The organism is Methylophaga thalassica MP (genome assembly GCF_000214595.1).
Taxonomy (GTDB): Bacteria; Pseudomonadota; Gammaproteobacteria; order Nitrosococcales; family Methylophagaceae; genus Methylophaga; species Methylophaga thalassica.
Genome location: NZ_AFIG01000003.1, coordinates 236,174 through 249,754 on the forward strand (window position 1 = coordinate 236,174; position 13,581 = coordinate 249,754).

Genomic DNA, 13,581 nt, shown 5'->3' on the forward strand with positions numbered 1-13,581 from the left:
AAGCAGTAAAAAGAAAGAAGCAATGGCAGAAATAAACAATGTAATAACCAGAACAAGGATGATAGTACGAAGATCAGGTAACAAAACACACTCACTGTTTAAAACTGACATAGATGATATGTCAGCGAACTCAATCGATATACGATGGTAGAAGGATATAAAGCAAATACAAATTATGGCAAATCTTGACGCTGAAATGAAAAAAGCGATCAGAATCAAACCGCATTTCAAATAAAATCATAAGGGCCTGCCCAAAAAGATGACGCTTTATTCTTGGTTATTTCTGTTTATTTATGCCACTTTCACAGCCATTATGTGTCAATACACCTACAGCAAAATAATCAAAGGACGAATATGACGAAGATATATCATAAAAACGACGCGGCCATTTCTGAGCTTGATGAACTGCAATATCACGTCACTCAGCAATGTGGCACTGAACCTCCGTTTAACAATGCCTACTGGGATAATAAAGAACCGGGCCTCTATGTCGATGTGGTCTCTGGCGAGCCCTTATTTACCTCATTAGATAAATACGACTCGATGTCTGGCTGGCCCAGCTTTACACGTCCACTCGACGCCAATAATATCACTGAGCATAGTGATAACACACTAGGAATGGTCAGAACCGAAGTGCGTTCAAAATTCGGTGACTCGCACCTGGGTCATGTATTCCCTGATGGCCCTGAAGAACAGGGTGGTTTACGTTACTGTATTAACTCGGCCAGCTTACGTTTTATTCCAAAAGACCAGTTAGCCGCTGAAGGTTATGCTGACTACCTGCCCTTGTTTGATAATGACGAATCAACGGATACCGACACCATTGAAACCGCCATCTTAGCCGGTGGCTGCTTCTGGGGAATGGAAGAATTATTCCGTCATCAACCCGGCGTGATTAATACCCGCGTTGGCTACACCGGCGGCCATGTGCCTGATGTCACCTATAAAGATGTCAAACAAGGCGACACCGGACATGCTGAGGCGATTGAAGTGATGTTTGATTCTTCACAAACCAGCTATCGTGACATCCTCGAGTTTTTCTTTATGGTGCATGACTCCACCACCAAAAACCGCCAGGGGAATGATATCGGTGACAGCTATCGCTCGGCTATTTTTGTGGAAAATAGTGAACAAGCCAAAGTCGCCGATGAATTAATAAAAGAACTCGATGCCAGCGGCATTCTTCCCGGCCCAATCACCACCGAAGTCACCAAAGCCGGTCCATTTTACGAAGCCGAACCCGAACACCAGGACTATTTACAACATTATCCGAATGGCTATACCTGCCATTGGATTCGTAAAGACTGGAAATTGAAAAAGTAATGCTTAGATAAATCACACACTCGGGCATCCAACTGGATGCCCTTTTGTATGCCTATCTATTTTCCAGACCTTAAGCATCACAACTAAGAGCTAGTCCGCTAGCATTTGACCAAAAAATAAATTTGCTTAAAAACGTAGGTTGGGTTGAACCTGTGAAACCCAACATATCCTATACCTGAATACATGTTGGGTTTCGTACCTCAACCCAACCTACAGTGCTAGATGCCCTTTTTTTACCCAACAATAAAGCACCTCGCTTACCTTTGTTTGGCTTCACAAAAAACGCTAGTGAGTTTGTATTTAAGCTATTGCCAGAAAACACAAAATAAGTCAGAGTTAAACTTAATTCAGAAAATATGGAAGGTTTCATGAATACTAAAAAGTTGGCTTTATTTTTCCAGCCAGGCTCACCATTCCGGCTCTATTTCCCCAAAAAATTAATCGCGTTTTTATTAATAAACAGATACTTAAGAAATCTAAACCAGTATTACAGAGCGACTTCTTTAATATTTATTGTGAAGCCAGAGGCTTCATAAAAGATACTGTTAGGCTTCACTAATGAAAACAGAGCGAGCTAGTATTAAAAACCAATTTAAAGGGCTTTATTCAGAAGTAGAAAGAATTCTATTTAGGCTTGATCCTATGGGGATTAATTTCGAAGACAATACTGACGAATATGATCCAGAAGTAGACATCATTCTACCGAGATTGAAAACGGCAAATACAGAACTTGAGGTATTGGATATCATTCATGAAGAGTTTTGTCGTTGGTTCGATTCGGAGTTGGTTGGCAATAAAAACAATCCAATTTATAGAGAAATAGCAAAAGAGGTTTGGTCGGCATGGATAAAATTCTCTCGGCCATTAGCCTAACAACCACAGGCAGTCGACGCAAAAAGACCACGCAACTGCTGCAAGCGTTAAAGGCTTTGAGAGTGGAGTTAAATTTGGGCATCGAAGAAAATGGATTTGAGATTCACTCTGGCTTTCTAGATAACGATTCTATCAGTGAAATAATTACTTAGATTGAAACGTTAGATTCAGACTTCCCGACACATGGAATTCGTAACGCTGAGAAGAAACTCAGCTCTGTTAAAAATCTCGTCGAGTCAGACTTGCTTCTAGAAAAGGCCAGGATTTATATCACAGGAAAACCTGAAGTAGTGCGAGTTATTGTCTTTGATAAAACGGCCGATAAGAACTGGCTTGTTGCTTGGCATCAAGATAAGACAATTTCAGTTAGTGACAAGAAAGAGATTGATGGTTGGGGGCCTTGGACTTTGAAAGATGGGGTTCACCATGTTCAACCTAAGCTAAATGTCTTGGAGGAAATGGTAACTTTCCGCATCCATCTAGATGATGCAAATGAGAGCAATGGCTGCTTAAAAGTCATACCAAAAAGTCATAGATTGGGCATTCTCAGCAAAAATGAACAAGATCGTGTTGTTGCTGAATCAGAAGCATATATCTGCTCAGCTAAATCGGGAGACTTATTAGTAATGCGGCCACATTTACTGCATTCATCAAGCAAAGGCACAGAGCCAAATCACCGTCGTATTGTTCATATAGAGTACAGTAGCTTTCAGTTACCAATCGGGCTAGCATGGGCTTAACACTGGCATGCTCCAAAATGGACACAGTCCTGATAAGGAATTAGATGAAATCATTAGAAAAGCTCAAATTTTGGTCCACTGTCGTTGCGATTATCTCAATCATTTTGGTGGCAGTTTCTGTAATCGGTGCGGTTTGGACAGCTATGCCACTATCTGATGTATTCGTCAGGGTTGGGGCATCATTTTTTGTTATTTTTCTACTTTCTCTATCCATACAAAATTTAGCTAAAGGACTTTGTTCTGAAAATCAAAGTGACGATTAATTTTGAGTCTGAAAAAAGTTATAGGCATAAACAAGTGCCGTATTGATGAAGGAAGTGAACATAATGCATAACAAGGAATCAAATGAAATCTGCACAAAAATTTAGATTTTGGTCTGCTATATCTGCGATTGTTTCTATCGTATTGGTGGCAGTTTGCGTCATTGGAGCAATTTGGGCATCTCCACCCGTGTTTGTCATCTTGAGCAAAATGGGAGCAACCTTTTTTGTAATTTTTCTTCTGTCTTTATTTATTCAGAATGTAGCAAAAGGTTATTGTTCTGATGATTAATAATCAAACATTCAAACACTATAAACCAATTGATTTCGACCCGAGGCAAGGCTGACATGTCAGACGATATACAAAATAACCACGCCATGCCAGCAGATGCCAACCCCGAGTTAGTGTCAAACGATATGCCTGCCAACACCATATTTAAGTCAAGTTCGCACTGGGCAGTAGTCGGTATATTTTTACTGCTCTTACTGGCCAGTATTGCTCACGCTCGTGATTTTCTCGTGCCGGTAGCGCTTGGCGTGTTATTGGCACTGGTATTTAGTCCGGTGCGACGCTTCCTTGAGCGCCGTCGGCTACCACCAGCTATCTCCGCGTTTATTATTGTCAGTGGACTGATGACGCTAATAGGCTTGGGCTTAAGCACGCTCGCCGATCCCGTACAGCGTTGGATTAAAGAAGCCCCCACCATCGGCTATAAAATAGAACAGAAATTGCGTGGTGCCAACCAGTCAGCAAAAGAGGTCATTGATGCCGGTAAGCAGATTGAGCAGATCGCCTCGCTGGAAAACGAGACAGAGCAAGTACAGAAGGTCTCACCACGCGAACCTGGCGTACTTGTGAAACTGGCCACTTCGGTGCCTGAAATTCTGGCACAAGTGGTATTTACCTTAGTATTGCTGTTCTTTCTGCTGGCCTCAGGTGATATGTTTTACGAGAAGCTAGTTCACATCATGCCGACGTTTAAAGATAAGCGTAATGCGATCAAAATTAGCTATGACATTGAGCGTAAGTTGTCGAATTACTTATTCACTATCACCCTTATTAATGCTGTGCTTGGTATAGCGGTTGGAGTATCAATGTGGCTACTGGGCATGCCAAATGCCATCTTATTCGGAGTGTTAGCGTTCGCCTTTAATTTTGTACCTTACCTTGGTGCTATTGTCGGCGTTGTGATCGCGGCTCTCGTGGGATTGCTTACCTTTGACCATACCGGTACCGCACTGCTTCCGGCCCTCACTTATTTGATCTTAACTATTTTTGAAGGACAGATTGCCACACCATATTTCGTTGGTCGGCGTTTAGAAATGAACCCCGTCGTGATTTTCCTCTCGGTCGCATTATGGGCCTGGCTGTGGTCGATTGTGGGTATGTTAGTAGCAGTGCCATTATTGGTTGCTGTTCGCACCTTTTGCGAACATATCCCCAGCTTGCAAGCATTTGGTACTTTTCTCTCGGCACGCGGTAGTGAAAACTTTCATCCAGAAAATACCGACATAGAAACCTGATGTGATACTAGAGGAAAAATAGAGATGGCGCTGGGGAAATAGAAAGGCGAAATCAAGAAACAAAATACTTCTGACGCTAAAAAAAAGCATTAGCATTAAGTTGAGAACTTATCAGCACAAATCGGAAATTTGAAAAGCTCCTAACCCCCCGTCTATTGCCGCCAAAAATTAGGGTTGATTGATGGACTAAGTGGTCGAGTGTCTGACCGAAGGGAGTTATCGACCACGCCATCAAGCAAAGTTAATTTTTGGATGAAAGGCAATATCGGGTGCCCTTTTGTTTGGTTCGTTTATTTTGGGCATGCACAAATTCGTCTGGAACGAATTTGGACGCCAGAGGCGCCCGTAGGGTGAGTGACATGGATGTCACGAATCAAATTAAATGAACGCCTTGCGGCAGCGTGTGATTTAACAAAAGAAACTATCCGTTGGGTTTCGTTCCTCTACCCAACCTACATACCCCATAGTTTTTATTATAAAAATCAAACCATTATACAGATTAACATATTCTCTTATAGTTTAAAGAAGGGTGCGCTTGCGCGCACCCCGGTTGAGTTAGGCTGCTTTAAAAGTGTCAGCGTTTTGATCTTCCATATCATGTTCCAAAGCTTTGTTAACCGTTTGATTAATCGGAATCGATTTAGGCTTCATCGCTTCAGGAATTTCTTTCACAAGGCTGATAGTCAGTAAGCCATTGGAAAGATCGGCGCCAGTCACTTCGACGTAGTCCGCAAGGTTGAACTTACGTTCAAATGAACGATAAGCAATGCCTTGATGGAGGTATTTACGCTCTTCTTTAGTCGCTTTTTCACTTCGTACTGTCAGCACACCATTTTCAACCTGAATATCAAGCTCCTCTTGAGTAAAACCGGCAACGGCTAGTGTGATGGCATAGCGGTTGTCCTCGATGAGCTCGATATTGTAAGGAGGGTATCCACTGGAAGTGGAGTCTGCAGTGAGTGCATGGTTAATCAGTGATCCCAAACGATCAAAGCCAACACTACTACGATAAAGAGGGGTTAGGTCAATTGCATTCATGGTATATCCTCCGTTAGAAGCAATATAAAACAAAAACAATCAATGGTGAGTGCCCCTTAATGGCAGCCTCTCACGCTATGTTTAATAAGGTTTGACTCAGCAGATTTCAAGTCGTTTTATGAAATTTTTTATCTAACCATAATGCATAACGACGGTACATTTTTGATCAATCTTGGCTCAATACCAAAGGGAATCAGCACCAGCTAACTCCCCCTCTTTCATACTCAGATATTTGTTTTGGATTAATGCAATGTATTTGGATCACTTGCTGAAGCGACGGTGTTATTAAATAACTTGGCGACATCGACTTTATCAAAGGTGTAATGCTGATTACAGAATTCACAGGCGACTTCGATCTCACCTTCGGTGGCGATAATATCATCAGCCTCTTCCTGCCCTAACATGGCAATGGTTTCTTCTACGCGCTGACGTGAGCAGGTGCAGGAGAAACGTAAATCAGTTGGTTCGAACAGTCTGACTTGTTCCTCATGGAATAAACGATGTAACAAAGTTTCTGATTCTAATGTCAGCAATTCTTCATCGGTAATCGTGCTTGCCAGTTGGCTGATACGGAACCAGTCTTCCTGAGCATCTTCACGTTGATTTTCTTCGCTGGGTAGTTGCTGTAAGAATAAGCCAGCGACATTATGTTCATTAGCTGACAGCCAGATTTTAGTGGCTAATTGCTCAGAGTTTTCAAAGTAGTTTTCCAGAGTTTCAGCTAAGTTAACTCCTTGCAGACTGACTACGCCCTGATAAGGTTGTTTGGCCCCTTCCTGCTCAATGGTAATTGCTAAGGTACCACCGCCCATCATATCAGTCAGGCTGGCATCGTCGGCGATCTCCCCATCCCACTGAGCCAGAGCACGTAAGGTATCTTTACTGGTACATTCCACCATCATCAATGAAACCGGACCTTCAGAACGCACTTGTAATACCAGTCGGCCAGTGATTTTGACTGTGGCGGCTAACAGTGCTGCTGCCCCCATCATTTCACCTAAGACATTGCGTAAGGCTTGAGGGTAGTCACGGCGATTTAACACTTCCTGCCAACTTTCCTGCAAGTTGACCCACTCACCGCGAATCGCTGCATTGTCAAAAATAAAACGTTGTAAACAATCTGATTTCACTGCTGTGATACCTATTTCTTTAAGTTTGGGAATGGGTGTCATACGACAAATGGCTAAAACGAAATAATGACATTTCGCTCATCCAATAAAAAAGCCGGACAAATGTTTGCCCGGCTATTCTATCGCATCTGCGGTGTTTAACTAAGCAATCTTCAACAAAATCTCGTTGATACGTTTGACATAGGTGGCTGGATCTTCCAGTTGCCCACCTTCTGCCAATAATGCCTGGTCAAACAGAATCGATGTCCAGTCGGTAAAGCGACTTTCATCTGATTCATCTTTCAGTTTCACGACCATCGGATGCTCAGGGTTCAGTTCCATAATCGGTTTTGTGCCTGCCACATCCTGACCGGCTGCTTTTAACATACGCTCGAGATTCATACTCATATCGTAGTTATCAGCGACTAAACAGGCTGGAGAGTCTGTTAAACGATGCGTGATACGTACATCTTTGACTTTGTCTTCCAGTGATTTTTTCACTCTTTCCACTAAGTCTTCGAAGTTTTTATCGGTTTCTTCGTGCGCTTTTTTCTCTTCTTCGTCTTCCAGCTCACCTAAGTCCAGGTCACCTTTAGCGACTGATTGCAGGTGTTTATCATCAAACTCCGTCAGCGAATTCACTAACCATTCATCCACACGATCTGTCAGCAATAAGACTTCAATACCTTTCTTACGGAAAACTTCCAGATGCGGGCTGTTTTTCGCTGCCGCGTAGCTTTCTGCAGTGATGTAGTAAATCTTCTCTTGCTTGTCTTTCATCCGGCTGACGTAGTCTTCCAGAGAAACCGTTTGGTCTGACGAGCCAGATTCGGTAGTGGCAAAGCGGAACAATTTCGCCAATGTTTCTTTATTAGCAAAGTCTTCGCCCGGACCTTCTTTTAACACCTGACCAAATTCTTTCCAGAACTCAGCATATTGCTCCGGTTCGTTTTTCGCCAGTTTGCTCAATTCGCTCAGGACTTTTTTCACTGACGCAGCACGGATGGTATCGATGGTTTTACTGCTTTGCAGAATTTCACGTGACACATTCAATGGCAAGTCGTTAGTATCCACCACACCACGAATAAAGCGCAGGTAACGTGGCATCAATTGTTCGCTGTCTTCCATGATAAAGACGCGTTTTACATACAGCTTGATGCCGTGCATGCGGTCACGGTCCCACAAATCAAATGGGGCTTTTGACGGAATGTAGAGCAGTGAGGTGTATTCGATATTGCCTTCGACTTTGTTATGACTCCACAGCATGGGGTCCTGATAGTCGTGAGCGATTTGTTTATAGAATTCTTTGTACTGATCGTCGGTGATGTCATTTTTCGACAGAGACCATAAGGCTGTCGCTTTGTTGATGGTTTCATCACCTTTATCGGCTTCATCAATTTCGCCATCTTCGTTCGGTAATGGCTCTTTTGCCATCACAATCGGCAGGTTGATGTGGTCTGAGTACTTGGTGATGATATTACGCAGACGCCAGCCGTTAGCGAACTCTTCTTCACCTTCACGAAGATGTAGCACGATTTCTGTACCGCGTTGTGGTTTTTCGATGGTTTCAATGGTGAACTCACCTTCACCGGCAGATTCCCATTGCACACCATGCTCAGCCGTCAGACCAGCACGGCGTGTTCGTAATGTCACTTTGTCAGCCACGATAAAGGCAGAATAGAAACCGACACCGAACTGACCAATTAATTGTGAATCTTTACTTTGATCGCCTGTGAGCTTTTCAAAAAACTTACGAGTACCACTGCGAGCAATGGTGCCGATATTTTCAATCACTTCTTCACGCGTCATACCAATACCGTTATCACTGATAGTGACGGTATTTTTATCTTTATCAAACTCGACACGAATTTTTAATTCCGCATCATCTTCATAAAGTGCATCGTCTGATAACGCTTCAAAACGCAATTTATCAGCTGCATCGGCCGCGTTTGAAACTAATTCACGTAAAAAGATCTCTTTATTGGAGTACAAAGAGTGAATCATCAGATTCAATAGTTGTTTGACTTCAGTTTGAAAACCTAGCGTTTCCTTATGTGCATCAACACTCATTGAAAAAATGCCTCCGTATGGCTATTTGTTTGGACATGGGAAGCAGATGGGGTCGGCTTTTTTAAAATCAAGAGCAAATGATGAATATCTGTCACTTGGATTTTTCTTCCCAGCCAACCATAATAGTGAATAATTTTCTAAAGCCGGATAGTGCTCGGTTGACACAAGTACATTGGATTCTACATACATGTCGAAAAACCAGCTCCGCATTCTGACCTACAATTTGCATAAAGGCTTTAACACCAGTAACCGCCAATTCACGTTGCATCCGATCCGAGATGCCTTGGTGGAAACCAATGCCGATATCATGCTGCTGCAGGAGATTCAGGGCGAGCACAGTAAACATGGTTTAACTCATGACGCTTGGCCGGAAGGTTTACACTCTGAGTTTTTGGCAAAAGATGTTTGGCCTCATCATGCTTACGGCAAGAATGCCATTTATGAAGTCGGTCATCATGGCAATGCTATTCTCAGCAAATACCCACTTGTCAGCTGGGAAAATATCAATGTCTCCCCTTTCAGTTGGGCCAGCCGTAGTCTGTTACATGGCGAAATTCAATTGCCCTGGTCAGATGAGATTTTGCATATCATTTGTATTCACCTGGGTTTAACCGGTATAGAACGTCGCAAGCAATTTGGCTTGTTATGTGATCGTATACAGGCGCATGTACCGGATAGCGCACCACTCATTGTCGCCGGTGATTTTAATGACTGGACTGGTCAGGCTGAAAAGCGTCTGGCACAGCGTCTGGATTTAAAAGAAGCTTACCGTACCCTGCATAATCGCTATGCGCGAACCTGGCCCTCATGGATGCCAATGTTGAAAATGGATCGTATTTATTATCGGGGTATGGAGCCGACATTATGTGGCAGACCACCGCATTCGGCATGGAACCAATTATCCGATCACGCGCCACTTATCGCCGCTTTTGACTTACCCTGAGTCGATAGCTTTAAGGATGAAAATCATCGAACAGCTCAGAAAATGGGCAACTGCATTAAAAACCCAAATTACCGCATTGTATATCGCCTATCAGCGTCCAGATGTACCGTTGCTGAGTAAAATCATTATTAGTCTTGTCATCGCTTATGCCGTCAGCCCGATTGATCTGATTCCCGATTTTATTCCCATCTTGGGCTGGTTGGATGAACTTCTGCTGTTACCTCTCGGCTGTTGGCTGGCTATTCGATTAATGCCTTCCGCCATCTGGCTCGATTGTCAGGAAAAAGCACAACATCGTTCTATCCAACTGCCGCTTAACCGATGGATCGTGTGGGGTATTATCATCATTTGGTGTTTGCTGGCTGTTTGGCTACTCTCTTTAGCCTGGCCCTACTTTGAACAGTATTTTTAAGGCAGCATGAACTTGCAGAGATAAGGTAATTTTCATTTAATGATTCGGTTTATAACTCTATCAACGATTACTTTTCTTTGAAAAAAACCGTCTTTATCTGAGGTGCCAATGTCTGAGTCAACAAAACTCGATAATCCGATTACCTTCACTATAGGCCACGAACAATTACAGATTCGTCGACGCTATGAAGTGGTTAGTATTCTCAATGATTTTCTGATTGCTATCTGGTTTTTGATCGGCAGTATTCTCTTTCTGTATCCCGAGTACGAAAATACCGCAGTATGGCTTTTCATTATTGGTAGTTTTCAGTTTTTATTACGGCCCACTTTACGTTTAGCTTCTCATATTCACCTGCAGCGTATTCCTGAGTCTGAGTGGCAAAAATAGTGGTTAACGAACAATAAGATTCTACGATGACCGATTATATCGGGCGATATGCCCCCTCTCCCACTGGACCACTACACTTTGGTTCACTGGTCACTGCTGTTGCCAGCTATCTTGAGGCTAAAACCCAGTCAGGCAAATGGCTATTGCGAATGGAGGATCTGGATAAACCCAGAGAAATGCCTGGCGCCGCAGATGAGATATTACGTACGCTGGAAAGTTATGGCTTTGAATGGGATGGAGAGGTTGTTTATCAAAGCCAACGTAGTGACTTATATCAATCTTATCTTGACCAACTCATTGATAAACAACGTGTCTATCCCTGTAATTGTAGCCGCCGCGAAATTGCCGACATTGCCCATGCAGGAATAGAAGGTCCTATCTACCCAGGCTCATGTAGACATGGTCTGTCATCACACCGGCAACAGATAGCCTGGCGACTTCGAGTAGATAGCGACAGACTGGTTTTTAGTGATCGGGTCTATGGTAACTTCCAGCATCATCTAAAGAATGATTTTGGTGACTTTATATTAAAACGCGCTGACGGGCTCTTTGCCTATCAGTTAGCTGTGGTAGTGGATGATGCCGAGCAAGGTATCACTCATGTTGTTCGAGGTGCAGATTTATTAAATTCGACCAGTCGCCAGATTTATCTACAGCAGCAATTAGGTGTTTCGACACCAAGCTATACCCATATTCCTCTAGTAAAAAATGCTCAAGGTGAAAAGCTGAGTAAACAAACCGCTGCACCAGCAATCAAAGACAAGGAGGCAGCTGCACAGTTAATTAACGCCCTCTGTTTTTTGGGGCTTGATGTAACAGCTCTGTCTTCAGCGATGCCGGTTTCAACTTTATGGCAGTGGGCATTGCCCCATTGGCAACTCTCAGGAGTTCAGAAAAAAATCATCCAAAAAAACAGTGAAAAAAGCTAAGGAAAGTAAGCGCCTGTCCGCTAAGGTGAATAGTATTATCAATCAACATGACAACTTCATGTTTTTTTAAGGAAAACCGCATGCTTAATCAACTCACTGTGAAAAAGAAACTCTTCATTTTGTCAGTATTGGTCGGTGTGACAATATTAGTGATGATTATTCTCGGGCAGATATTCCTATCCAAAATTATTCACTTAGAAAATGCCGCTCATCAAGCTGTTAAGTTAGAAACGAATATGTTGATGTTACGTCGACATGAAAAAGACTTTCTCAAACGACTTGATTTGAAATATCAAGATGAGTTTCATCAAACACAACAGATTTTTCTCAGTAATCTTGAACAACTTTCTCAGTCACTGGATCAGCTGGGTCAGTCACACGAGTCACTCAATGCACTTCATGATGTGCTGATTGAATACGGCACAAAATTTGATGAAATTGCAGCCGTTGAACAAACCATAGGATTAACCCCTACCGATGGTTTATATGGCAACCTTCGAAAAGCAGTGCATCAGGTTGAGGAGACCATCAACACATTTAATGACGATACTTTACTTGCCGCCATGCTGATGCTGAGACGTCATGAAAAAGACTTTATGCTGCGTTCAGACATCAAATATGTCAGTAAATTTGAAGAATCCTATACTGATTTTAATCGCCGCCTGGATGACAGCTATATTTCCACGGATATGAAAAAACAGATTGGCAATGAAATAGAAAAGTATCGTGCTGATTTTTTATCTTTAGTGAAAGGTTATGAAACACGTGGGATGAATTCTGAATCAGGATTGCTGGGAGAATTACGTAGCACGATCCATCGAAGTGAAGGTGAACTTGATACGCTTGAACAACATATCAGTAATGAAATCCCAAAAGCGATACAAAATGCAAAGATCACTGTTTTTGTTATCGCATTGACACTGGCAGCACTGATTTTATGGCTTATCAGGCTATTAAGCCAAAGTATTATCATTCCACTTCATAAGCTGTCTGAAACCATGCAAGAAGTCGAAAAAAATCGCGATTTAAGCTTGCGTGTTGATGATAGTGGTAAAGATGAAATTGCCGAAATGGCACACTCCTTTAACCTAATGACGGCCTCATTTCAAAAGCTGATTCAACAGGTCATGACCTCTGCTCTCACCGTCAGTGCCGCAGCTGAGGAACTCTCTGTAGTGGCTGAACAAACCAAAAAAGGTGTTATCAACCAACAAAGCAGTAGTGAGCAAGTTGCTACAGCCATGAATGAAATGACCGCGACTGTGCAGGAAGTCGCACGTTATGCGGCTGAAGCAGCGAGTTTATCTAAAAGTTCTGATAGCGAGACCAGTCAGGGACAATTATTGGTCAAAGACACCATTGATTCCATCAAACAATTGGCTGTTCAGAGTTCAAGTAACGCAGATGCCATTAAAAACCTGCAGTCAGAAAGTGAAAACATTGGCACCGTATTAACCGTCATCCAAAGTATTGCCGAACAAACCAACTTACTAGCATTAAATGCAGCGATTGAAGCGGCACGTGCTGGCGAGTCTGGTCGAGGTTTTGCTGTTGTCGCAGATGAAGTCAGAACATTGGCACAACGCAGCAAAGAGTCAACAGAAGAAATTAAAACGATTATCGAGCGTTTGCAAAATGAAGCCAATCAATGTGTGACAGCTACAATGAAAGGCAAAGAATATGTAGAAGCCACCGTGACTAAAGTTGGCGCAGCTGGCGAAAGTCTCAGTATGATTTCAGAACGTGTCAGATCGATTATGGATATGAACACACATATTGCAAGTGCCGCCGAAGAACAGAGTGCCGTGGCTGAAGACATTAACCGTAATGTAAATCACATTGCACAAGTAGCCGAAGAAAATGCTGAAAGCACATCACAAACAACGGAAACCAGTCAGGGCCTTGCTGGACTAGCCGCAGACTTGCAAAAACTGATTACTCAGTTCAAAGTCTGACATAACAGAGCGTCATGG

The 13,581-nt window shown here is 42.8% G+C and carries 14 protein-coding genes; 11 read left to right on the plus strand and 3 right to left on the minus strand.

Features of this window, described 5'->3' with window-relative positions; genetic code table 11:
• Positions 1 to 354 precede the first annotated feature (354 nt).
• The 6 genes from MAMP_RS12700 to MAMP_RS12730 all read left to right on the plus strand — a co-directional run bounded on the left by MAMP_RS12700 (position 355) and on the right by MAMP_RS12730 (position 4,720).
• A complete protein-coding gene (locus MAMP_RS12700; protein ID WP_007146474.1) occupies positions 355 to 1,323 on the plus strand; it encodes a bifunctional methionine sulfoxide reductase B/A protein in 969 nt (322 codons plus the stop codon).
• Between the two features lie 558 nt (positions 1,324 to 1,881).
• A complete protein-coding gene (locus MAMP_RS12705) occupies positions 1,882 to 2,196 on the plus strand; it encodes a hypothetical protein (RefSeq protein ID WP_007146477.1) in 315 nt (104 codons plus the stop codon).
• A gap of 242 nt (positions 2,197 to 2,438) precedes the next feature.
• Positions 2,439 to 2,936, plus strand: coding sequence for a phytanoyl-CoA dioxygenase family protein (locus MAMP_RS12715; protein WP_202796143.1), 498 nt, complete (start codon positions 2,439 to 2,441; stop codon positions 2,934 to 2,936).
• 44 nt (positions 2,937 to 2,980) lie between these two features.
• The gene (locus tag MAMP_RS12720; protein ID WP_007146480.1) at positions 2,981 to 3,199 is read left to right on the plus strand and encodes a hypothetical protein; all 219 of its coding nucleotides are present in this window, start codon (positions 2,981 to 2,983) and stop codon (positions 3,197 to 3,199) included.
• Between the two features lie 82 nt (positions 3,200 to 3,281).
• Complete coding sequence (locus MAMP_RS12725; RefSeq protein ID WP_040576600.1) at positions 3,282 to 3,488, plus strand: hypothetical protein; 207 nt, start codon at positions 3,282 to 3,284, stop codon at positions 3,486 to 3,488.
• Between the two features lie 56 nt (positions 3,489 to 3,544).
• On the plus strand, positions 3,545 to 4,720 hold the full coding sequence (locus MAMP_RS12730) for an AI-2E family transporter (protein WP_007146482.1): 1,176 nt from the start codon (positions 3,545 to 3,547) through the stop codon (positions 4,718 to 4,720).
• Positions 4,721 to 5,275: 555 nt separating this feature from the next.
• On the opposite strand, the gene MAMP_RS12735 is transcribed toward MAMP_RS12730, so the two are convergent.
• The 3 genes from MAMP_RS12735 to htpG all read right to left on the minus strand — a co-directional run bounded on the left by MAMP_RS12735 (position 5,276) and on the right by htpG (position 8,937).
• Positions 5,276 to 5,758, minus strand: a complete 483-nt coding sequence (locus MAMP_RS12735; protein ID WP_007146483.1) for an Hsp20 family protein — start codon at positions 5,756 to 5,758, stop codon at positions 5,276 to 5,278.
• 242 nt (positions 5,759 to 6,000) lie between these two features.
• The gene (hslO, locus tag MAMP_RS12740; protein WP_040576669.1) at positions 6,001 to 6,888 is read right to left on the minus strand and encodes an Hsp33 family molecular chaperone HslO; all 888 of its coding nucleotides are present in this window, start codon (positions 6,886 to 6,888) and stop codon (positions 6,001 to 6,003) included.
• A 141-nt stretch (positions 6,889 to 7,029) separates the two neighbouring features.
• Positions 7,030 to 8,937, minus strand: a complete 1,908-nt coding sequence (gene htpG, locus MAMP_RS12745) for a molecular chaperone HtpG (RefSeq protein ID WP_007146485.1) — start codon at positions 8,935 to 8,937, stop codon at positions 7,030 to 7,032.
• A 187-nt stretch (positions 8,938 to 9,124) separates the two neighbouring features.
• Here htpG and MAMP_RS12750 point away from each other — a divergent pair, with 187 nt between their 5' ends.
• The 5 genes from MAMP_RS12750 (at position 9,125) to MAMP_RS12770 (ending at position 13,563) form a co-directional block, all read left to right on the plus strand.
• Positions 9,125 to 9,880 carry an endonuclease/exonuclease/phosphatase family protein gene (locus tag MAMP_RS12750; protein ID WP_007146486.1) on the plus strand — a complete coding sequence of 252 codons (756 nt, stop codon included), beginning with the start codon at positions 9,125 to 9,127 and terminating at the stop codon, positions 9,878 to 9,880.
• 16 nt (positions 9,881 to 9,896) lie between these two features.
• The gene (locus MAMP_RS12755) at positions 9,897 to 10,292 is read left to right on the plus strand and encodes a YkvA family protein (protein WP_007146488.1); all 396 of its coding nucleotides are present in this window, start codon (positions 9,897 to 9,899) and stop codon (positions 10,290 to 10,292) included.
• A gap of 108 nt (positions 10,293 to 10,400) precedes the next feature.
• Positions 10,401 to 10,679 (plus strand): YrhK family protein, encoded by a 279-nt coding sequence (locus MAMP_RS12760; protein WP_007146489.1) that lies wholly within the window; start codon positions 10,401 to 10,403, stop codon positions 10,677 to 10,679.
• A 26-nt stretch (positions 10,680 to 10,705) separates the two neighbouring features.
• On the plus strand, positions 10,706 to 11,608 hold the full coding sequence (gene gluQRS / locus MAMP_RS12765; RefSeq protein ID WP_007146490.1) for a tRNA glutamyl-Q(34) synthetase GluQRS: 903 nt from the start codon (positions 10,706 to 10,708) through the stop codon (positions 11,606 to 11,608).
• An 80-nt stretch (positions 11,609 to 11,688) separates the two neighbouring features.
• Positions 11,689 to 13,563 carry a methyl-accepting chemotaxis protein gene (locus MAMP_RS12770; RefSeq protein ID WP_007146491.1) on the plus strand — a complete coding sequence of 625 codons (1,875 nt, stop codon included), beginning with the start codon at positions 11,689 to 11,691 and terminating at the stop codon, positions 13,561 to 13,563.
• The last annotated feature ends 18 nt before the right edge of the window (positions 13,564 to 13,581 follow it).